A 19615-nucleotide genomic window follows, 5' to 3' on the forward strand; every position below is an offset into this window, starting at 1 on the left:
AACCAGATCTTCACAAAAAAGGTCCGTGATCTGAATCAACCCTCGATCTGCAGGTGTCGTTCGCGCGCGAGGTCGAAGATCTGGATACCATCCTTGGGACGGCCGCGGTTGCGCCACTTCGGATGCTTCAGCGTGTATGACGCATCATCGTAGCCCGCCTGCCAGTGCTCCTCAATTGAACGACGGGAAAACTCCGCATCCATGGCATGGGTTGCATGGGAGGCGCGGCGGTGGATCAGATGAACGATGGTGACGTCGTATTCGTGTCCAATCGAACGCAGGATCCTTGCATCCTCGTCATCCTGGAATTCAGGAGGCAGTTTTTCCAGCAGACGCTTGGCGGCGCGGCGAACGATCTGACGCCTTGCGAAGTCATCGGTGTTCATACGGGTTCGGCTTGAGTAGCGGATTTCCTTGATGCGACTTTCCACCTCGAACTGGTCACGCGGCATGTCGCCCCGCGCGTTGAACAGATCGACCTGAAAGATCTCCAGGTCGCGCGAAGCGTCGTTAACGTTCAGCACATGCTGCAGCGGGGTGTTGGACACCAGGCCGCCATCCCAGTAGTGACGTCCGTCGATCTCGACCGGCGGAAAGCCCGGTGGCAGCGCTCCCGAAGCTGCGATGTGGCGCGAATCGAGGCGCGTCTTGCGATTGTCGAAATAGGCGAAGTTTCCGGACCGGATCTCGACTGCCCCTAGGCTGAGGCGGGTCTGGCAGTCGTTGAGAAGATCGAAGTCGATCAGTCGGTCGAGCGTCTTCATCAGCGGTTCGGTATCGTAAAAGCTGACCCGCAGGTCGGGGTTGTTCAGGACCTGATGCGGTGTCGGCAGCCGCGGTGAGAAAAAGCCCGGAATACCGAAGGCGACTGCTGCAAGCGCAGCCGCATCATTCTGCATCCGTCGAAGCGTGTTGTCCTGCGCCGCCCACGGAAAACTCAGGCCCGAGGAGACGGTATTCCAGAAATCGCGCAGATTGGCGATCCGTCGCTCCCTCGGGCTTCCGGCGATGATCGCGGCGTTGATCGCGCCGATCGAGATCCCGGCAAGCCAGTCAGGTTCAACATCGTTTGCATGCAGGGCTTCATAGGCGCCCGCCTGGTATGCGCCAAGCGCACCGCCACCCTGAAAGACGAAAATACGGTCGGTTGCGGCGTTGGTGTCTGCTTCAATCATGTTGCGGTCCAGCACTTGTTGCAGTGCAATATATGGAGTCCCGCAAAGCTTTCCGCCAGAGCAAGAGCCTTCACTGTGCATTCATCTTTGTCACGATCTATTGCAGTACCTCCAAAAGTGATGCGATGCATCGTCGCCGATCTGGATTATTCAGGAGGACGAATAGTTTCTGGGGGTATGTCCGCAACATGATCCGATCGAATGCATTTCTGCTGATGGCCGCCTTCGCCGCAGGCCTCCTGACCACCCAGCCGGTCGTCGCAGACGAAGCCTCCGTTGACCAGCAGATCGAGGCGCTTCTGGGCGACGCCGCCGACTACAAGGAACTCTTCTACGCCTTCAAGGTGGCGCTGGAGGAAGGGAAATCGGACATCGTCGCCAGCCTCGTGAACTATCCGATCACCGTCACGATCGATGGCGAGCAGGCCACCTATTCCTCGGAGCAGGAATTGCTCGATGCTTATGATTCCGTCTTTACCGAGACCATTGTCGAAGCGGTCTCAAACCAGGAGTATGGCGACCTCTTCGTCAATTCCGAAGGCGTGATGATCGGCAATGGCGAGGTGTGGATCTCGGGGATCTGCGAAGACAGCGCCTGCAGCAACGCCCCGCCGCGCGTTGCCGTCATCCAGTCGGGTAACTGAGCGGCGCTTTTTGCGAGGAACAGGCGGCACTCTCGTGCCGCCTTCGTCGCATCGCCAGGCTGATTCAAGCTGCCAGGTCGAGAACGATGCGGCCGTCGATCTGGCCTTTTTCCATCCTGTGGAAGATGTAGTTGATGTTTTCGAGCTTGTCCCAGCTGAAATGCGAGGCGACCTTGCCCTCGCCGGCAAACTGCAGGCTCTCTTCCAGGTCCTGACGCGTGCCGACGATGGAACCGCGTACCGTGATGCGTTTCAGCACGGTCTCGAAGACGGGAAGCGAGATGAAGCCCGGCGGCAATCCGACCAGCGACATGGTCCCCTTGGAGCGCAGGAAGCCATAGGCCTGCTCCATGGCTTTGGGCGAAACCGCAGTGACAAGCGCGCCATGCACTCCGCCCGTTGCCTTCTGCACCTGTTCGATCGCATCCGCCGCCGTGCCGTTGACCACCATGTCGGCGCCGAGATCAGTGGCGAGCTTCAGCTTGTCATCGAAAATGTCAGCTGCCACGACATGCATGCCCATGGCCTTGGCATATTGGACTGCCATGTGGCCAAGGCCGCCGATGCCCGAGATGACCACCCATTCGCCGGGCTTCACTTCGGTTTCCTTCAGACCCTTGTAGACCGTCACCCCGGCGCAGAGCACGGGTGCTGCCGGACCGAAGGCCAGATTGTCCGGGAGACGGCCAACATAATCGGGATCGGCCAGGCCATATTGGGCAAAGGTGCCGTTGACCGAGTAACCGGTGTTCTGCTGGCTGCCGCACAGCGTTTCCCAGCCAGTGCGGCAAGGCGAGCAGCAGCCGCAGGCGGTGTGGAGCCATGGAACGCCGACGCGGTCGCCTTCCTTGATGCGCGAGACGCCGGAGCCGAGTTTCGCAACGTAACCGACGCCTTCATGGCCGGGGATGAAGGGCGGGTTGGGCTTGACCGGCCAATCGCCATTGGCGGCATGCAGGTCCGTGTGGCAAACACCTGTCGCCTCGTATTTCACCAGGATCTGGCCTGGTCCCGGATCCGGGATTGTCCGTTCCTCGATCACCAGCGGCTTGCCGAATTCGCGGACCACCGCAGCCTTCATCGTCGATGCCATAACACTCTCCCTCGCTTGATTGCGCGCGGCGCGTGTGTCCGCCGCTCAAGCAAAAGCTAGGCGTGGAAGCCGGCAAGCGGATTGATCGGTGTCAAAGAGCAGGAGATTTCATGGAACTGTCATGAACAGGGGAGCCGCGACGCTCCCCTGTCCGACCATCAGCCAAGGTTCTTCTTCAAAAACTCGACGGTGCGCGACCATGCCAGATCAGCGGCCGCCTTGTCGTAGCGAGCCGCGGAGGTGTCATTGTTGAATGCATGGTTCACCCCGTCATACATATGCAGCTCGTATGTTTTGCCATTGGCATCGAGCGCTGCCTTGAAGGCGTCGATACCGGCGTTGATCCGCTCGTCGAGGCTGGCATAATGCAGCATCAGCGGTGCCCTGATCGCGGGCACCTGTTCGGCCGGGACCTGGGAGCCGTAATAGGCGACACCGGCGCCGAGCTCGGGCGAGGCCACCGCCATGCGGTTCACCATGCCGCCGCCCCAGCAAAAGCCGATCGCGCCGACCTTGCCATTGGTCTTTTCATGGCCGGCGAGAAAGGCGCGGGTCGCCTCGCCATTGGCCACCGCGGCGACCATGTCGAGCGACTGGAACATGGCGCGTGCCTCGTCCTCGTTGGACGGCGTCCCGCCATTCGGCGAAAGGAAGTCGGGCGAAAGTGCTACGAAGCCCTCCAGCGCCATGCGCCGGGCAACATCGCGGATATGCGGATTGAGGCCACGGTTTTCGTGGATGACGATGACGGCGGGCAATTTCTCCGCAGCATCCTTGGGGATCGCGAGATAGCCCTTCATCTCGCCGGACGCGCCGGGATAGGTGATGTCTGCGACCTCAAGGCGGGCGTCGCCTTCTTCGACCATGGCGGCATTCGCCTGGTTGGCCGCGAGCATGGGCATGATGGCGGCGGCCGCGGCACCGGAGCCGGCGAGTGTCGTCAGCTTCTGCATGAAGCCGCGGCGGTCGAGGGTCAGGTGGGTATACTCGTCATAGGCATCGATCATGGCCTGCGTGATTACGGGCTTGGACATGGCACTCTCCTTGGGGACGGATTGGATGCCTTGCCGAAATAGCGCCGCGCCGACCGCCGCCCAGACACGTTGCCGTGAAGGCTTCAGCTGGTGGCCATCCAGACCGCAAGCCACAGCCACATGATGACGAGTGAAACAAATCCGACCATGAAGAACAGGCGGCGCAGGGGCAGATTGCCGGTCAGCTGCATGATGGCCTGCATATAGCGAGCTGCGACGAAGACCCAGGCGAGAACGACAGCAGCCAGATTGTCGGCTTCGGTGAGGTAGAGCAGAATCGAAAAGGCGTAGAAGATGACCGGCAGCTCGAACTGGTTGGCGATCGCGCGATTGACCACACGGCTTTCTTCGGGCTCGGCGAGGTTTTCCCGAAAGGCGATCCGCTCGACTTTGCCGGAGCGCACAACGGCGGCGCGTCGGACAACCAGCAGAGCGTAGAGACAAAACACGAGGAAGGCATGGGCCAAAAGCGGCCAGAACATCTCAAAACCGGTCATCGAAAAATCAAGTCCTTGAATGGGTCAAAAGAGGGATCAGGAATCGTTTGCGGCCTTGGGGCCAAAGGCCAGCCGCAGAATGAGGATGCCCGAGATGACGAGCGCTGCGAACTTCACGCGCGTCAGCCAGGACAAAATTTCAGCCAGTAAGCCTGCTGTCCCTGGTGCCGGCGAGGCCGGCGGGAAAAGCATGAGGCTCGTCACGTTCTCGACGTAGTCAAAAGCAGCGTAACCAATCGGCAATGCCAGCAGAACGGGCAAAAGCCCTTCGGCCGGACGTCCGTAGAGGCTCGCACCGGTCGCCAAGCGTCTCGTCAGGAGGGCGAGAAAAAGACCGAGGACAGCTGGCAGAACCAGATCGGGGCCGAGATGCATGGCCCGGAGAAGCTCGGCCGCTTCCGGCCTCGTCTCCAGGAGCGACCTCAGCGCAAGCAGCCCCTGCCCCGAGCTCTCGATATCGAGATCGGGAATGGACCTTCCACCGGTCACACCGGCGAAGGGCAGGGCGAAGCTGAGGTTCATCCAGCCGAGCAAAGCAGCAGAGAGGACGCCGCTTGCCCAAAGGAGCGGCGCCTGACGTGGGCCGGGCACACGCCCCAGGATCATGCCGCGCCCGGGTAGTTCGGGCTTTCGCGGGTGATGGTCACGCCATGCGGATGACTTTCGCGCAGGCCGGCGCCGGAGATGCGGACGAAGGTCGCCTTCTCCTGGAAGTCCTTGATGTCCTTGCCGCCGACATACCCCATAGCGGCCTTCAGCCCACCGGCGAGCTGGTGCAGGACGGCTGAAACGGGGCCCTTGTAGGGGACCTGGCCTTCGATGCCTTCGGGCACGAGCTTCAGCGTGTCGCGCACTTCCGCCTGGAAGTAGCGGTCTGCCGAGCCGCGGGCCATGGCACCGACGGAACCCATGCCGCGATAGGCCTTGAAGGAGCGGCCCTGGTAAAGATAGACCTCGCCCGGGCTTTCGTCCGTGCCGGCGAGCAGAGAGCCGACCATGACGGCGGACGCACCGGCTGCGATGGCCTTGGCGACGTCGCCGGAGAACTTCAGGCCGCCATCAGCGATCACTGGAATGTCGTACTTGTTGGCCTCCTCGACGGCAGCCATGACGGCGGCGAGCTGAGGCACGCCAACGCCGGCGACGACTCGGGTGGTGCAGATCGAGCCCGGGCCGATGCCGACCTTGACGCAATCGGCGCCGGCATCGATCAGCGCACGCGTGCCCTCTCCCGTCGCAACATTGCCGGCGATGATGCGGATGGCATTCGACATCTTCTTCACATGGGCGACAGCATCCAGAACCTTCTGGCTGTGGCCATGAGCGGTGTCGACAACGATGACATCGCAGCCGGCATCGATCAGGCGCTCGGCGCGCTCGACACCGTCGTCTCCGGTGGAGATGGCGGCTGCGACACGCAGGCGGCCCTGGGCGTCCTTGGCAGCGTGCGGGTTCAGCTGCGACTTCTCGATGTCCTTGACCGTGATCAGGCCGACGCAGCGGCCTTCGTTGTCGATCACCAGAAGCTTTTCAATACGGTGCTTGTGCAGGAGGCGCTTGGCTTCCTGCTGGTCGACGCCGTCCTTGACCGTCACGAGGTTCTCGCGCGTCATCAGTTCGTAGATCTTCTGGCTCGGATCGGAGGCGAAGCGGACGTCGCGGTTGGTCAGGATGCCAACGAGGCGACCGGGACGGCTTGAACCTTCAACAACCGGAATACCCGAGATGCCATGCGCGCCCATCAGCGCCTTGGCTTCGGCGAGCGTCGCGTCCGGACCGATCGTGACCGGATTGACGACCATGCCGCTTTCGAACTTCTTGACCTGGCGAACTTCTTCAGCCTGCTCGACCGGTGTGAGGTTGCGGTGAATGACGCCGATACCACCGGCCTGGGCCATGGCGATGGCAAGCCGGCTTTCGGTGACGGTGTCCATGGCAGAGGAGAGGATCGGGAGGGAGAGGTCGATATCCTTGGCGATGCGGGTCGCGATATTCGTCTGCCCCGGCATTACTTCGGAATGCCCCGGCTGCAGGAGGACGTCGTCAAAGGTGAGCGCTTCTGCGCCTGTCGCCGACATTACAATGCGTGCCATGCCAATTTCCTTCGTTTGAATAGGCAGAATCCACCCGGGACAGAGGTTTCCACCCGGTCGCTTCTGCATGAAATGCTTGGAAGTTGGCGAGGGCTGGTAACACGTTCATGACAGGAAGGGAATAGCAAAACGTGGGCCAGAGCCGGCTTTGAACGTGCCGGAACGATAGCCCACAGAAAACTACCAAATCATTCGAATTTTAGGTTCAGCTTACACGGAGCCTGAATTCCTGTCGCGTATAACCGATCCCATCCTCAGGGGGCTGGGGGTACAAGAGCAAGAAGAAACGCTGCGAGGGGATTTGACATGACCGCATTGAAGAAGCGTGCACAGGCACTCGAAAACCAGTTCGCCCGCCAGGCAGAAGTCGAATTCAAGGCCAAGGTGCGCGGCAGCAAGATGATCGGCCGCTGGGCCGCCTATACGATGGGGCTCGACGACGTGGAAGCCTATGCCCGTACCGTCGCCGCCAAACAGGTCGTTGAACCACACCGCCTTCTCGAGCAGTTGCGCAAGGACTTCGGCCAAGCGGGCGTCACGGTCAGCGAGGCCGATATCGATAGCCGCATGCACGCCTTCATCGAGCAGGCGACCGAAGAGATCTATGCCGGTCGATGAGGCCTCGAAAGGGGCCGCACGCTAAAGCGCGGCCCCGAACCCGTCAGATGTCGAACTGGTAGGCCTTGGGCACGAAGCGATAACCCTGGTCGATCTTTTCGACGAAACCGACAGACGGGAACGGCATGTGGTAGCCAAGGAAGGCGAGCTTGTCGGTCGCCAACATGTCGAAGACCCGGGCACGGGTCGCCGCTGCGGCAGCCTTGTCCATGTCGAAGCGGACTTCCCAATCCGGGCGCTGCAGCGACAGGACGAAATGGTTTGCCGTGTCGGCGGTCAGCACCAGCTGGCGGCCTTCCGACTCGATCCGATATATCATGTGGCCCGGCGAGTGACCGAAGGCCGCCATGCCGGTGATGCCGGACACGACCTCACCCCCGTCGCCAATGAAGGTGGTTTTCTCGGCCATCGGCTTCATGCTGGCAAGCACGCCCTTGTGGCCGTTTTCGGCCGGCGTGCCGACGCGCGCCGGATCAACCCAGAAATCATATTCCACCTGGCCGGTGACATAACGCGCATTCGGGAATGTCGGTTGGCCACCTACCATCAGGCCGCCGATGTGATCGCCATGCATGTGGGTGATGACAACAGCGGTCACATCCTCACGCTTGTAGCCGGCCGCCGTCAGGCCCTCAACCAGTCGGCCCAGACCGTTTGCCCGACCGCCTTCGCCGAGACCGGTGTCAAAGAGGATGACGTCAGAACCGGTATTGACCAGCACAGGCGAGAAGCTGTTGACGAACTTGTCGGCCGGCAGGAAGTTTGCCTCAAGCAGCGCGCCGACGGTCTCAGGCGACTGGTTGGTTCCAAAGGTCTCCTGCGGATTTTCCGAGGTGCGCGCGCCATCCTTGACCACCACGACCTCGAACTTGCCGACATTGAAGCGGTGCGTTTCCGGCGGCATTGCATGGTCGATATCCATCGAGGTCTCCGCACCCGACTGCTGCGCCATGGCAGCCCGCGTCATGATCATGGGAGCGGCCAGTGCTACTCCAGCGCTCCCGAGCAGCATACGTCTTTTCATCGAAATCATCGCAATCTCCTCAAACAAATCGCCTAGGCCCTGCACAGGCTCACCTCGACATAGGGGAAGCCGGGGCGGCGGGAAGCGCTCTCACACCATCGTGATGCGTGCTGATCGACACTGCTGGAACCCCGCTTAGGCAGGGTGCGTCTGGCAGGCGATCGCCGGTTTCAACATGGGCGTGTCTGCGCTATTTGACACTTTGGCCGGTCGCACTCGCGACATCTTCCGGAATGCCGATGAACCGCATCACACCGCTTATCCTCGCAGTCGCCCTGTTCATGGAGCAGATGGACTCGACCGTCATCGCCACAGCACTTCCGACGATCGCCGCCGATCTCGGCGTGGGACCGATCACGCTGAAGCTGGCGCTGACCTCCTATATGGTGGCGCTCGCGATCTTCATTCCCATCAGCGGCTGGATGGCCGATCGCTACGGTGCAAAGCGCGTGTTTCGCGCGGCAATCCTCGTCTTCATGCTCGGCTCGATCTTTTGCGCCATCTCGGACTCGCTTCTCACCTTCGTCGCGGCACGCTTCCTGCAGGGCATGGGCGGTGCGATGATGACGCCAGTCGGAAGGCTGGTGCTGCTGCGCACGACGAAGAAGAGCGAACTCGTCTCGGCCATGGCGCTGCTGACCATCCCTGCCCTGCTGGGCCCGATCACCGGTCCACCCGTCGGCGGGTTCATCACCACCTTCTTCAGCTGGCACTGGATCTTCCTGATCAATATTCCGATCGGTCTTCTGGGTCTCTGGCTCTCCGGCCTCTACCTACCCGAGATAGCGCCGATCGAAACCGGGCGCATCGACTGGATGGGCTTTCTGCTGAGCGCTGCCGCTGCGTCCGGCCTCGTCTTTGGGCTCTCGGTGATGAGCCTGCCTGCGCTCTCGGTCTGGATCGGCATTGCGGCCACCCTCATCGGCATCGTCTCGCTTGTGCTTTATGTGCTGCACGCCCGCCGGCACCCTGCCCCATTGCTCGACCTGTCGCTCTTCGCCAACAAGAGCTTCCGCGCCTCGATCGTCGGCGGCACGCTGTTTCGCATCGCGGCCGGTGCCACGCCTTTCCTCCTGCCCCTGATGCTGCAGCTCGGCTTCGGCATGACCGCCTTCGAATCGGGCATGACCACCTTTATCGCAGCCGTCGGGGCGATCTCGACCAAGTTCATTGCCAGACGCGCCTTCGCAGCGGCCGGTTTCCGCAACGTGCTGATCCTTGCCGGGATTTTTGGCGCGATCACGACGGCAGCCAATGCGCTCTTCACCCCGGCCACCCCGATTGTGCTGATCATGGCTATCCTCCTGATCGGCGGCTTCTGCCGTTCCTTCTTCTTTACGGGCGTGAACACGCTGGGCTATGCGGAGATCGAGGATCGCACCGTCTCGCAGGCAACCTCGCTCACCTCGGTGCTGCAGCAGGTGAGCCTGGCGCTCGGTGTCGCCGCCGCAGCCTCAATCCTCGAGGCCAGCACGCGGATCACCGGCGAGACGCTCTCGCTTGGCGATTTTCACCTCGCCTTCGCGATCGTCGCCGGACTGTCGCTGTTTGCAGTGGTGCCCTTCTTCGGGTTGCCGCGCGATGTCGGCTCTGCCGTCTCGGGCTACCGACGGACCAGCGAGGACGAGACGATCGGTGTGAAGTGATTATTCCGGCCGCTCGCAGAGCGCCGAAAGCTTGTTGCCATCGGGATCGCGGACATAGCAGGCGTAGAAGTTCGGATGGAAATGGCGCAGGCCAGGTGCGCCTTCGTCCGTTGCACCATTGGTTAATGCTGCCCTATAGAAAGCATCGACTGCGGAACGCGACGGCGCGTCGATGGCCGGCATGGAGCCATTGCCGACGGTGGCTGGTTTTCCGTCGAAGGGTGCGGTCACCCAAAAACGGCACCTGACATCATCCGGCGGGCCGTAGCCGGCCTCATTCTCGACCGTGACCCGACGCCCGATACCGAGCGTGGCAAAGACGGCATCGTAGAAGCGGATGGCCCGCTCAAGATCATTGGTGCCGACGGTAATATAGGTGAACATCCGTAGCGACCACTCAGCCTTCCGTTTCGTCGGCTGTATCAAGCTCGCGCGGATCGCGGGCAAAGCCCTCCTCGTCGAGTTCGCCACCCAAGGCTCCGCCCTTGCGGCCCTTGAAGCCCTTGGCGAGCAGGAACATCTCGACCGATTCCGAGCGGGACGAGGCCGGCTTGATATGCAGCACCTGGCGGAAATTCTGCTTCAGCATGTTGAGCAGATCCTTCTCCGTGCCGCCCTGGAAGGTCTTGGCCAAGAAGTGTCCGCCCTCGGCCAAAACCTCGACGGCAAAATGTGCCGCGACTTCGCACAGATGCATGGTACGCAGATGGTCGGTCTTCTGGTGGCCGGTGGTGGGCGCTGCCATGTCCGAGATGACGAGGTTCGGCGTGCCGCCGACGCCTTCGATCAGCTGGCGCGGGGCGTCCGGATCGAGAAAGTCGAGCTGCAGGATCTTCACGCCCGGGATCGGGGCCATTTCCAGGAAGTCGATCGCCGCGACGCGGATATCCTCATCCGTCGAATCGGTGACCTTGGCGGCAATCTGCGACCAGCTGCCCGGGGCGGCCCCCAGATCGATGATGCGCTTGGCACCTTTGAGGATCTGGTGCTTTTCGTCGATTTCGAGCAGCTTGAAGGCCGCGCGGGCGCGGTAGCCTTCGAGCTTCGCCCGCTGGACATAGGGGTCGTTGATATGGCGCTCGATCCAGCGCCTGGACGAGGCCTTGAGCTTGCCCTTCTTGACCTTCTGGCCGAGCTTTCGGCCGGTGCGGTTGCCGCCGATGGGTGGTTTTGCCAAGGTCAGCGCTCCCTCGAAACTGGAGGACGTCGATTGCGGCCGCGGCGCCAGACGCCATCGTCGGCCATCATGTCGGTGAGAAGACCTTCGCGCAGGCCACGATCGGCAACCCGCATGCGGCTCGACGGCCAGCGGCGACGGATCGCTTCCAGGATCGCGCAACCGGCCAGAACGAGGTCGGCGCGGTCAGGCCCGATGCACGGATTTGCAGCGCGTCCGGCATAATCCCAGGAGAGGAGCTTTGCCTGCATCGCCGTCACCTCGGCATCGGACAGCCAGAGGCCATCGACCTTGCGGCGATCGTAGCGCGGCAGATCGAGATGCACGCCCGCGAGCGTCGTCACCGTCCCGGAGGTGCCGATCAGATGGAAATCGTCCATGCTGCGCGGGATATCGGGGCATTCGAACTTCGCCAGCATGCCCTCGACCTCGCGGGTCATGGCCTCGAAGATATCGGGCGTGACATCGCGGCCGCCGTGGCGCTCGGAGAGCGTGACCACGCCCACCGGAAGCGATGTCCAGTGGGTGATGTGGTTGGCGAGCCGGCTGGAACGGTTGTCGTTGATGCGGATGACGGCGATTTCAGAGGAACCGCCGCCGATGTCGAAGAGCACGACCGAGCGGGCCTCGCGACCGACCAGCGAGGAGCAGCCGGAGACGGCAAGCCGCGCCTCGGTCTCTCGATTGATGATCTCGAGCCTGAGGCCGGTTTCGGCCGTCACACGATCCAGGAAGAGTTCACCGTTTTCGGCCGCGCGGCAGGCTTCGGTCGCAATCAGCCGCATGCGCCTGATCTCACGACCAGAGAGCTTGGAGGCGCAGACACGCAGCGCATCTACCGCACGGTCCATGGCATCCTGAGAGAGGCGGCCATGGGCGGCGAGACCCTCGCCAAGACGCACGATGCGGGAAAAGGCGTCAACCACGCGGAACTGGCCCGGCCGGGTGGGCTGGGCAATCAGCAGGCGGCAATTGTTGGTGCCGAGATCAAGGGCCGCATAGAGGTCGTCGGGGCCACCGTCCTGAACTGGGCGAACACGCTCAACGGGCCGAACAATACTCTGAGGCAGCAGGTTTTCATTCGGCGGCTGCACGGACGCAGCCGCCCCGGTCTCCGGGCGACGCTGCCTGGTGACCAAGACAGACGGGGGCTCGGAGCCCGCCAGCGGTCGGATATGGCCCGGCTTTGGCACTGCCGCATGACGATTTCGGTTGCGCTTGCGCTTGCGACCCGGGCGGCCACCCGGCACCGCATCGCCGCTGCCGGCCGTATCGGGAGAAACCGCACGAAGCTGCGGGGCGGTCGCTCCACCAGCACGGGAAACATCGGCATGGACGAAGTGATCACCGACGGCGGAACCACTGATCCGAGCCTGGGCATCCTGCGTGCCGCCCGGCACCGATGCCGGGAGCGGGCCTCCGCCCTTGCCGCGCCGACGGCGCTTGCGCTTGCGGATGGGACCATCCGCATAGACTGTTTCGGAACGTCGCTCGGCAACCGGCGTGCCCGCCTGTCCTGCCGAGGCAGAAGCATCGTGACCGTTCCTTGCCGGTCCCGCCTTCTTGCCCTTGCCGCGCCGGCGGGAGGCCCCGCCCTTGCGCTTGCCTGTCGACGCCCCCTCGCTGTTCGGCTGTCCGCCGCGATTGGGGTCTGTCACTGGAGTTATCCACTGCACCGCGCAAGGCGCCAAGACTGACGCATGCCGCTGGTGTCTCATTCGTTTCGTTGGACAAAGCATACCAGCGCAAGCCCACGGCGCCAAACGGTTTTTCAAATGGGGACGCAGGCCGTTTGGCTTCAAACCCGCCTCACCTCGATCCGGAGACACCTCAGAGCCGCTTCGCCAGCCTTTTCCCGGGCCCGACATTTTTTTTGAAATTCGGCCTTTGCAATGACGGATCTTTTGGCTATAAGCCCGCTCACCGATCGCCGCAGCGATACCCTGGTGGGGAATAGTTCAACGGTAGAACGACGGACTCTGACTCCGTTAATCTTGGTTCGAATCCAGGTTCCCCAGCCAATTCTCCCAAAAGTCCTTGCTTCTCATGTTTTTCCGTCGTGCCGGATCCCGTTTTGGCGTCATCGGCGACCTGATGCCCAAAACTGATGCCCAAAGGTGATGCCCAAGCTGAAATCGGCATGGGGTGACCTTCGGGCCTGATACAGGGTGTCTTCGTCATGGGAGTCCGCCACGGGGTCGAAAATCTTATCCGCCGGGGAAACATCTTCTACTGGCGGCCACGCATTCCAGCAGCCTTCATTCACTGCCAACCCGGCAGCCGACTTTCACTGACCCTTCATTGTTCGGACCATAGGAAAGCACAGATGATCGGCCGCAGACTGAACACGCGGCTTGCCGAATTGAAGATGCAGTCGAAGGAAACAATGTCCAAGCAGCAGCTCCAGAAGCTCTTTGAACATGAGCGCGACAAGGAACTCGAGCGACTGGGAGAGATCAGCGAAGCCTCGAAGATCTTCGGGCGCGCGGGTGATGTCGTTGACATGGAGCTCGATCTTGAAGCGGGCTGGGCCTACCAACTTCTCGCCAAGTTCGGAACCCGTGTGGAACTCTCCCTGGAGGGAGACTGCATCGGCCTCAGCTATCTCTTGAAGAATGGCGTACCAGTCTCCCATGTCGATGCCATCCGCACCAACTATCGCGCTGAGCGCACCACAGCCGTTAGCGCAAGCTTTGAAGCCGGCATCCGCAGGCTGATGTACCACTTCGAGATCGAAGACACCGCGATCAATCGCCAGCGAGCAGCGTCAAAGATCTTCGAAGGTCGCGCAGCAGCCCTCCTTGAGATCGATGAGCGCCACGAACTAGTGGATAGAACCTTGAGCGAGTTCACTGGCGGCGGCAGACCAGCCAGTCCCGCACCGCGGGCCCCAGCAGTCGAAGTCGCCGCTCCGGTTTTAGACCAAACGCCTTCCATTCCCGCAGAGGCGGAGGCCCTACCTCCACCCCTGGCCCCGGCCCCGCCCTCGGAAGAAGCAAAGCCTGCCTATCTCGATCTTACCCCGCGCCCGGCAGAGCCAAGCAAAGCCAGTGTGACACCGAAGTCAGGGGCACAGCGGGTCGTCCCCGTTTCTGACTTCGAGCAGGAATGTGAAAAGCTGATCGCCAATATGGGTAACGAGTGGGAGCCAGCGACCGGGCGAGATGCCATGGCGTTGGTTCGAATTTTCAAGTCCGTTCTCATCGAGCACGGCGTCGAACATTCCGGCCAGATCGAGCAGTATCACATTGGCCAGCTCCGTCAGCACTTCAATTATATCCCCACAGACTGGGGACGAAGCAGCAGAATGCGTGTCATGTCAGCCCCGGAGTTGCGTGCTGAAGGTGACAGATTGAAGCGCCTGGCTGAGGCTGCCGGAACCAAGCCGAAAGTGGGGCTCGCGGCCACGACAATTCGCAAACATTTCGGAAACCTTCAGCATTTTCTGAAGCACCTCAAAGGCCACGGTTTCGAAATCGAGGCCTGGACTTTCGAGGGTCTGCGACCGAGGAAGCCGAAAGCAGGAGACATTCGTCACCAGCAATACAAGCCTACGCCGAAAGACATCGCTCCGATTTTCTCGACTCCCGTCTACACCGGATCTCTGGGCCAATTTCGGCAACGGAAAAAAGCCGGCCCGCACGTCTTTCACGACTCGCTCTACTTCCTCCCGATCCTCTTCACCTATCTCGGGCCGAGGCGCAAAGAATTTGCCGGGCTGGCGGTGGATGACATTGCGAAAGACGATGATGGATATGTCATCATCCTTCGAACCAATACCTATCGCCGCCTGAAAAACAGACAATCGAAGCGGATGTTGCCGCTCCCAGACGAAATGGTGCGTCTCGGCTTCATCGAATACGTCGAAGCAATCAAGAGATTGGGCTATGGGCCGCTGTTCCCTGACCTCTTCTCCGACAAAACCAACAATGATCCCGGCGATCGCTTCTACGATACATTCGTGCCCATCATGCAAGAAGCGCTGGGCGAAAAGATGTGGGACCGGGCGATCCATGCGTTCCGCCACGGCATGGCAGATACATTGAAACAGGCCGGAGTCTCGCCCGATGTTATCGATGATATCTCAGGTCGCCTTACCGAGGGGAGCGAGACCAATACGCGCTACACCAACCCTGCCGGGCTCCCACTGATGCGGAGCGTTCTTCAAAACTACCCCGTGATCACGTCGAACGTCGAACATAAGCCACTCCAGCTCCTGCCCTGGATTGAGAACAAGCAGTCCCCTCCGTGGGCGCGTGAGGGGAAGAAGTAAGGGCGTCGAGGCGGAAATGATTTCCGCCTCGATCAACCCTGGCCCCTACGCTGCTTCCCAGACCTGGTTCAGAATGCGTGCGGCGAGTGCCGACTTATCTTGTGGCAGGAAGCGACCGTAGTGCTTGGCAACCATGTCCGCTGTGTCCTGGATGGCATAGCTCGCCTGCTCATATGAGCCCGTCTGCTTCAGTATGTGTGTGGCAAGCACATCGCGGACATTGTGCGGGCCGTGGGGCAAGAGACCCTTGATGGCCCCTCGCCCGGTATAGGGATTGTAGATGCCGTATCGCTGGATCGTCAGCCGCCACGCTTCATAGAAGCTGGTGATGTCATAGGCTGCCTCAGTGCTGGTCGTTTTGACCGTCTTCACAAAGAAGGTTCCGGGATCCTCTGCCGTTCGCAACAGCACCGCCCTATGCCGTTCGATATAGGCGTCGATGTAACGATACAGATCGAGAAGATCCGGCAGGATCAAACGAAAGGGCTTGTCGCCGAAGAATGAGGAATGGGCATTCTTGAATGCGACGGCCGGGATCAACACTTCCCAACCGCCGTCTCGATCGCTCCACCGGATCTCGCCGCGCTTCATCTTCTCGAGGACACGCTCAGACCGCGGGATCTGCCCCCGAGGGCACAACATCAATTGCCTCAGGTTCTTCTGGCGCAATCCGAGATGCAGCCCAAGTCGCAACATCAGAAATGAGCGGACGGCCTCGGCGGCAGGGCGAGGATAGAGCTCCTCATCAGGCATCAGCCGAATGATCTCTTCTGTGATCTTCCTGTACTCGCCGACCGGGCTTTCAGCTTCAAGAACGGGCATAATGGGTTCGAAGGGATCGCGATGAACGCGTGCGATGCGCTGAATTTCCTTCACGCGTTGTGACGCATGCTTGTGGAAATCCTCGCAGGCGCCATGCCAGTCCTCGCGGGCGTAGTCGATCTCGTTTTGAGAGACGAGCACCGGAATCGCATGCACCCGGGTCAGAAGCTCTGGATGTTGGCGAAGCCACCCAGTCCCCTCCTTGGTGATCGCCAACGCAATGCGCAGCATGTCGACTTCCCAGGACGTGTAGAAGCCCCGGCGGCACTCCCGCCATTGCAGATACCAGTCCCAAACGCCTGGAAAGATCAGAAGGCCAAAGTTCAGATGGCGCAGGGACACCCCGCACCCTTGAATTTCTCCGCTCTTCGAGGCCGCCAGCGCCCCGAACATCAAGCCAAGATGTTCGATCTTTTGGGAAGCAGTTTCTTCGCCCCAGACCCCGCTGCGCTGAAAGCCGATCGAGGTTAGCGCAGACGTTTTGAAACGAATGAGATCGGCCATCTCCATGGCGAGCGCTGGCGGCGCATCGATAACACCAGAGAGAAGGTCGGGATCCTCGATCGCACCGTGGTCATCCACAGTGACGTCAATCTTTCCACTCCGGTGCACCTGCCCGCCATAGGCTACTCCTGGGAACCTGATGGCATAGCGCTGCTTCGCCGCCGCCGCCTGAAATTTCCGATAATCGGTAGAGCCGCTGATGATCACCCGGCGGACCCATTCAAGAATTTCCTCCCTTTTGGCGAACGGCAGAGAGTTGAAATCATCGGGCAGATGCCAGGCCAGTCGGCGACGCTCGGCGGGTTCGATCCCTGACAGATCAAAGCCTGAGCATGAGCGTGCTTGATGCGGCAGCTTCGCCTTGAGATAGCCTTGGGGCAGTCGGTAGCGGCGCTCGATCCTCCCCAATACCTCGAAGCTATCTGTGCTGCGAGGCACACGCCTGCCCTCCATCCAGCTCAGGATCGTGTTCTTGTCAGTCGGTTCATCCGGTGGAACGATTGATCGGTGCAGGACCCAGTAGGTTTCACCATGCCGCCGCATATGAAGCGCCAGAGCCTCGGCAAAGCCGGAGGGTTCGATCCACTCGGTGAAAAGAGGCTCGGGAAACTCCACTGTCCCCGAGGACACTCTCTGCGAAGCCGTCGGCTCGATAGCTGACGGGCGCGATTCCGCCGCCTCTTTCGCCCTAGCGGGTTTTGCTGTTTTACGCGCCGCTGCGACTCGGCGGGGCTTCTGGCCAGATCGATCGGCCTCAGACAGGCTGCCGTCCCTGCCCCAGCGGATGATTGCATCAAAGCCCGGATCAAGCGCACGGTGATGGGTTGCCAGCAGCTCTGCGTCGACACCAGTCACTCTGGAAACGATTTGCCAGTCGGTTCTGCCATTGGTTCTCGGCGGTCCGCATCTGCGCTCGATCAAGCGTCGCATGTAGGCTTTGAGCGCCTCAGCGTCATCGCTGGAAAAGATGGGGTTCAGTCGCTGCAGGCAATAGGCGTCGATCTTGCGCTGAAAGGTTCTGATGGCTGTAAGCTTCGTCATTTCACATCATGCTCGTGGTTATTCTGCCCCTCGATCGAGAGGGGCAGTCGAGCTAGGCGAGCTGCGTTAACGAAACGTTTGAGGTTGGGGGCGCTGTGGAATTGCGATTCAGAATCAAACGGCGTTTTATGAAGTAATGGGGGGAATAGGTCCGGATCAGATGAACGCCGTTCGGCGCTCACTGCTTGGCAACAGCGGTAAACACGAAGGCACCGAAGCTAACTCTGGTCAGCTCTCACTCATCCTCAGGAGCGCCATCTGGATGGAGAAGGTGAAGCTTTCGCCGGAACGGACGGTCATCGACCCGGTACTTTCCTACGAGGTCATCGAAAACGAGATCGCTTTCGCGCTCGTCAAAGCCCTGGTCGACCAACATCGAGACGATCTTTTCCTGGAACTTCTCCAGCTCGGCTTCCTGCCCCTTTTCAATCGCGCGCCGGATCAGCCAGAACAGGGCGACACGGGCAACGTCATCTCGCTCTGGGCGCTTAGCCCGCCTGTTTGCGTCGCGCAGTGCCTTCTGCCGCTGCCTCGCTGCTTTCAATGTCATAAGCCCTCCTGATAGATTTCTGGCCCTATCATGGTCAAGGGACCGGCGGCGCGGTGCAAGCGTGTTTTGGATGAATCGAAACCATCGATTTCTGAATCAGAAATCCAGAGTTCGGAATCAAATAAGCGCAATTTGTTTCGGGTTGCGGGCGCTTTGTTTCAGCGCGAGACAGGTTGCCTGAGGTTGAACGCCGTTGCGGAATCGATCTGCCAGACTTCTGAATCAAAAATCCCGAAGTCGGAATCAAACATGCGCAATTTGTTTCAGGTTACCGGCAAAGCGAGATGCCTTGCCGACAACCCGAAGTCAGTTGGCTCAAATCGACATCGTTTGTCGAATGGCAACGCTGTTCCGGTCATCGAGGATGTCGATTACCGTCTCCCCATCCAGCGCCTGCTGTTCGAACAGAACCGCCGTCAGCCGATCAAGCCGCTCCCTATTGTCATTGAGGATTTCGGCCGCCCGCCCGAGCGACTTCTCAAGCCGACAATGGACGCGAGCGGCTAAATCCGGATGCGCATCGAGCACCACGGTCGGATCCTTGTCATCCCGGTATAGGAGCGGCTGCACCGCCCCAAAGCCAAGACTGCGCTCCAGGGCAAGCGCAAGCCCGGTCGCACGGGCGAGATCACTGTCTTCTGACCCGGCCGAGCCAACAGAGACTGAGCAGAAGACAATCTGCTCTGCCGCCCGCCCGGCCATCAGCATCGTTAGCAGATCTTCCCGATAGCCGAGCGTGTCGCTGCCCGACCTATGGAAGGACAGTAGATTGTACCCGCCTTCGGGCATGTCGATCGTAATCCCCTGGATTGGACCGAGCTTGAGGACGTGATGGACGATCGCATGGCCCGCCTCATGGACAGCGAAGCGCCAGCGTAGATCATGCGGAAGCTGCGGCCTGTTCATGCGGATGCCGTCCTCCAGATCCTTGTATCGGATCGGACGCGTCTGCCGGCGAGCGACCTGACGGGCTTCGCGTACGATGCGTTCGACGTCAGCCCCCGTAAGGCCCATCGCACGGGTTCCCAGGCGCTTCAGAACCGATTGAACGTCGATCTCGATTGAACCCGTATTGGTCATGACTTGCTCGGTCATTGGCTGCCTCCATTCAGCGCTGCTTGTTGACTTAGGCTGTCCTCTACATCCGGGGACGGCTTGGGGATCTCGGGTTCCTCCTTGGTTCGCACTTGCCCCTCGGCAACCAGAACCTTCAGATCCTCGCCGAGATGGTGCCGGAAGATCTCGGCAAGGGTCGCTGTGTCAGGCCGCGGGATCTCGATTTGGGTTTCCAAGCGCCCGGAACGTTTTAAGGCCTCGTCGATTTGCTCCGGTCGATTGGTGGCGCCGACGACGATGAGGCCTTCGCCCTTCACCGCACCATCGAGGAGTTCGAGCGCTTTGTTGACGACACCATTCCAATAGTC

General features: G+C 60.8%; 18 protein-coding genes and 1 tRNA gene. 5 read left to right on the forward strand and 14 right to left on the reverse strand.

Features of this window, described 5'->3' with window-relative positions; genetic code table 11:
- Positions 1–35 precede the first annotated feature (35 nt).
- Positions 36–1175: a patatin-like phospholipase family protein gene (locus tag H6M51_RS09610; protein WP_162548118.1), complete on the reverse strand. Its 1140-nt coding sequence runs from the start codon at positions 1173–1175 to the stop codon at positions 36–38.
- Positions 1176–1363: 188 nt separating this feature from the next.
- Between H6M51_RS09610 and H6M51_RS09615 the strand changes: the two genes are divergently transcribed.
- Positions 1364–1819, forward strand: coding sequence for a hypothetical protein (locus H6M51_RS09615; RefSeq protein WP_185809631.1), 456 nt, complete (start codon positions 1364–1366; stop codon positions 1817–1819).
- 64 nt (positions 1820–1883) lie between these two features.
- On the opposite strand, the gene adhP is transcribed toward H6M51_RS09615, so the two are convergent.
- The 5 genes from adhP to guaB all read right to left on the reverse strand — a co-directional run bounded on the left by adhP (position 1884) and on the right by guaB (position 6536).
- Complete coding sequence (gene adhP, locus H6M51_RS09620; protein WP_185809632.1) at positions 1884–2912, reverse strand: alcohol dehydrogenase AdhP; 1029 nt, start codon at positions 2910–2912, stop codon at positions 1884–1886.
- Between the two features lie 158 nt (positions 2913–3070).
- On the reverse strand, positions 3071–3946 hold the full coding sequence (locus H6M51_RS09625; RefSeq protein ID WP_185809633.1) for a dienelactone hydrolase family protein: 876 nt from the start codon (positions 3944–3946) through the stop codon (positions 3071–3073).
- A gap of 83 nt (positions 3947–4029) precedes the next feature.
- Positions 4030–4443, reverse strand: a complete 414-nt coding sequence (locus H6M51_RS09630) for an MAPEG family protein (RefSeq protein ID WP_185809634.1) — start codon at positions 4441–4443, stop codon at positions 4030–4032.
- A 36-nt stretch (positions 4444–4479) separates the two neighbouring features.
- Positions 4480–5049: a hypothetical protein gene (locus H6M51_RS09635; protein ID WP_185809635.1), complete on the reverse strand. Its 570-nt coding sequence runs from the start codon at positions 5047–5049 to the stop codon at positions 4480–4482.
- Complete coding sequence (gene guaB / locus H6M51_RS09640) at positions 5046–6536, reverse strand: IMP dehydrogenase (protein WP_162548112.1); 1491 nt, start codon at positions 6534–6536, stop codon at positions 5046–5048. The genes H6M51_RS09635 and guaB overlap by 4 nt, the downstream gene beginning before the upstream one ends.
- Positions 6537–6842: 306 nt before the next feature.
- On the opposite strand from guaB, the gene H6M51_RS09645 reads away from it, so the two are divergent.
- Positions 6843–7154, forward strand: coding sequence for an ATPase inhibitor subunit zeta (locus tag H6M51_RS09645; RefSeq protein ID WP_185809636.1), 312 nt, complete (start codon positions 6843–6845; stop codon positions 7152–7154).
- A gap of 43 nt (positions 7155–7197) precedes the next feature.
- Here H6M51_RS09645 and H6M51_RS09650 read toward each other — a convergent pair whose 3' ends face one another.
- Entirely contained in the window at positions 7198–8187 is a 990-nt protein-coding gene (locus H6M51_RS09650) for an MBL fold metallo-hydrolase (RefSeq protein ID WP_185809637.1), read from the reverse strand.
- A gap of 230 nt (positions 8188–8417) precedes the next feature.
- On the opposite strand from H6M51_RS09650, the gene H6M51_RS09655 reads away from it, so the two are divergent.
- Positions 8418–9824: a DHA2 family efflux MFS transporter permease subunit gene (locus H6M51_RS09655; RefSeq protein WP_185809638.1), complete on the forward strand. Its 1407-nt coding sequence runs from the start codon at positions 8418–8420 to the stop codon at positions 9822–9824.
- Here H6M51_RS09655 and H6M51_RS09660 read toward each other — a convergent pair whose 3' ends face one another.
- The 3 genes from H6M51_RS09660 to H6M51_RS09670 are packed head-to-tail and all read right to left on the reverse strand — an operon-like array spanning position 9825 to position 12659.
- Positions 9825–10208 carry a VOC family protein gene (locus tag H6M51_RS09660; protein ID WP_185809639.1) on the reverse strand — a complete coding sequence of 128 codons (384 nt, stop codon included), beginning with the start codon at positions 10206–10208 and terminating at the stop codon, positions 9825–9827.
- Between the two features lie 13 nt (positions 10209–10221).
- Positions 10222–11001: an RlmE family RNA methyltransferase gene (locus H6M51_RS09665; RefSeq protein WP_185809640.1), complete on the reverse strand. Its 780-nt coding sequence runs from the start codon at positions 10999–11001 to the stop codon at positions 10222–10224.
- 2 nt (positions 11002–11003) lie between these two features.
- The gene (locus H6M51_RS09670; protein WP_185809641.1) at positions 11004–12659 is read right to left on the reverse strand and encodes a Ppx/GppA phosphatase family protein; all 1656 of its coding nucleotides are present in this window, start codon (positions 12657–12659) and stop codon (positions 11004–11006) included.
- Positions 12660–12948: 289 nt separating this feature from the next.
- On the opposite strand from H6M51_RS09670, the gene H6M51_RS09675 reads away from it, so the two are divergent.
- Positions 12949–13022: transfer RNA gene (locus H6M51_RS09675), tRNA-Gln, on the forward strand.
- Between the two features lie 305 nt (positions 13023–13327).
- A complete protein-coding gene (locus tag H6M51_RS09680) occupies positions 13328–15274 on the forward strand; it encodes an integrase (protein ID WP_246780454.1) in 1947 nt (648 codons plus the stop codon).
- Positions 15275–15319: 45 nt separating this feature from the next.
- Here the strand turns inward: H6M51_RS09680 and H6M51_RS09685 are convergent, their stop codons facing one another.
- The 4 genes from H6M51_RS09685 to H6M51_RS09700 all read right to left on the reverse strand — a co-directional run.
- Positions 15320–17641, reverse strand: a complete 2322-nt coding sequence (locus H6M51_RS09685) for a hypothetical protein (protein WP_185809643.1) — start codon at positions 17639–17641, stop codon at positions 15320–15322.
- A gap of 235 nt (positions 17642–17876) precedes the next feature.
- Entirely contained in the window at positions 17877–18191 is a 315-nt protein-coding gene (locus tag H6M51_RS09690; protein ID WP_185809644.1) for a hypothetical protein, read from the reverse strand.
- Between the two features lie 315 nt (positions 18192–18506).
- Complete coding sequence (locus tag H6M51_RS09695) at positions 18507–19286, reverse strand: ATP-dependent Zn protease (RefSeq protein WP_185809645.1); 780 nt, start codon at positions 19284–19286, stop codon at positions 18507–18509.
- Positions 19283–19615 (reverse strand): ATP-binding protein (locus H6M51_RS09700; RefSeq protein ID WP_185809646.1); only part of this gene is annotated, 333 nt, incomplete at its 5' end. The genes H6M51_RS09700 and H6M51_RS09695, both read right to left, overlap by 4 nt.

The organism is Rhizobium sp. AQ_MP (assembly GCF_014237835.1).
In the GTDB taxonomy this organism is placed as follows: Bacteria; Pseudomonadota; Alphaproteobacteria; order Rhizobiales; family Rhizobiaceae; genus Allorhizobium.

Excerpts from the sequence above, each read along its gene's own strand:
- H6M51_RS09610 (WP_162548118.1), bottom strand. The coding sequence starts at position 1,175 with ATGATTGAAGCAGACACCAACGCCGCAACCGACCGTATTTTCGTCTTT.
- H6M51_RS09615 (WP_185809631.1), top strand. The coding sequence starts at position 1,364 with ATGATCCGATCGAATGCATTTCTGCTGATGGCCGCCTTCGCCGCAGGC.
- adhP (WP_185809632.1), bottom strand. The coding sequence starts at position 2,912 with ATGGCATCGACGATGAAGGCTGCGGTGGTCCGCGAATTCGGCAAGCCG.
- H6M51_RS09625 (WP_185809633.1), bottom strand. The coding sequence starts at position 3,946 with ATGTCCAAGCCCGTAATCACGCAGGCCATGATCGATGCCTATGACGAG.
- H6M51_RS09630 (WP_185809634.1), bottom strand. The coding sequence starts at position 4,443 with ATGACCGGTTTTGAGATGTTCTGGCCGCTTTTGGCCCATGCCTTCCTC.
- H6M51_RS09635 (WP_185809635.1), bottom strand. The coding sequence starts at position 5,049 with ATGATCCTGGGGCGTGTGCCCGGCCCACGTCAGGCGCCGCTCCTTTGG.
- guaB (WP_162548112.1), bottom strand. The coding sequence starts at position 6,536 with ATGGCACGCATTGTAATGTCGGCGACAGGCGCAGAAGCGCTCACCTTT.
- H6M51_RS09645 (WP_185809636.1), top strand. The coding sequence starts at position 6,843 with ATGACCGCATTGAAGAAGCGTGCACAGGCACTCGAAAACCAGTTCGCC.
- H6M51_RS09650 (WP_185809637.1), bottom strand. The coding sequence starts at position 8,187 with ATGATTTCGATGAAAAGACGTATGCTGCTCGGGAGCGCTGGAGTAGCA.
- H6M51_RS09655 (WP_185809638.1), top strand. The coding sequence starts at position 8,418 with ATGAACCGCATCACACCGCTTATCCTCGCAGTCGCCCTGTTCATGGAG.
- H6M51_RS09660 (WP_185809639.1), bottom strand. The coding sequence starts at position 10,208 with ATGTTCACCTATATTACCGTCGGCACCAATGATCTTGAGCGGGCCATC.
- H6M51_RS09680 (WP_246780454.1), top strand. The coding sequence starts at position 13,328 with ATGATCGGCCGCAGACTGAACACGCGGCTTGCCGAATTGAAGATGCAG.
- H6M51_RS09685 (WP_185809643.1), bottom strand. The coding sequence starts at position 17,641 with ATGACGAAGCTTACAGCCATCAGAACCTTTCAGCGCAAGATCGACGCC.
- H6M51_RS09690 (WP_185809644.1), bottom strand. The coding sequence starts at position 18,191 with ATGACATTGAAAGCAGCGAGGCAGCGGCAGAAGGCACTGCGCGACGCA.
- H6M51_RS09695 (WP_185809645.1), bottom strand. The coding sequence starts at position 19,286 with ATGACCGAGCAAGTCATGACCAATACGGGTTCAATCGAGATCGACGTT.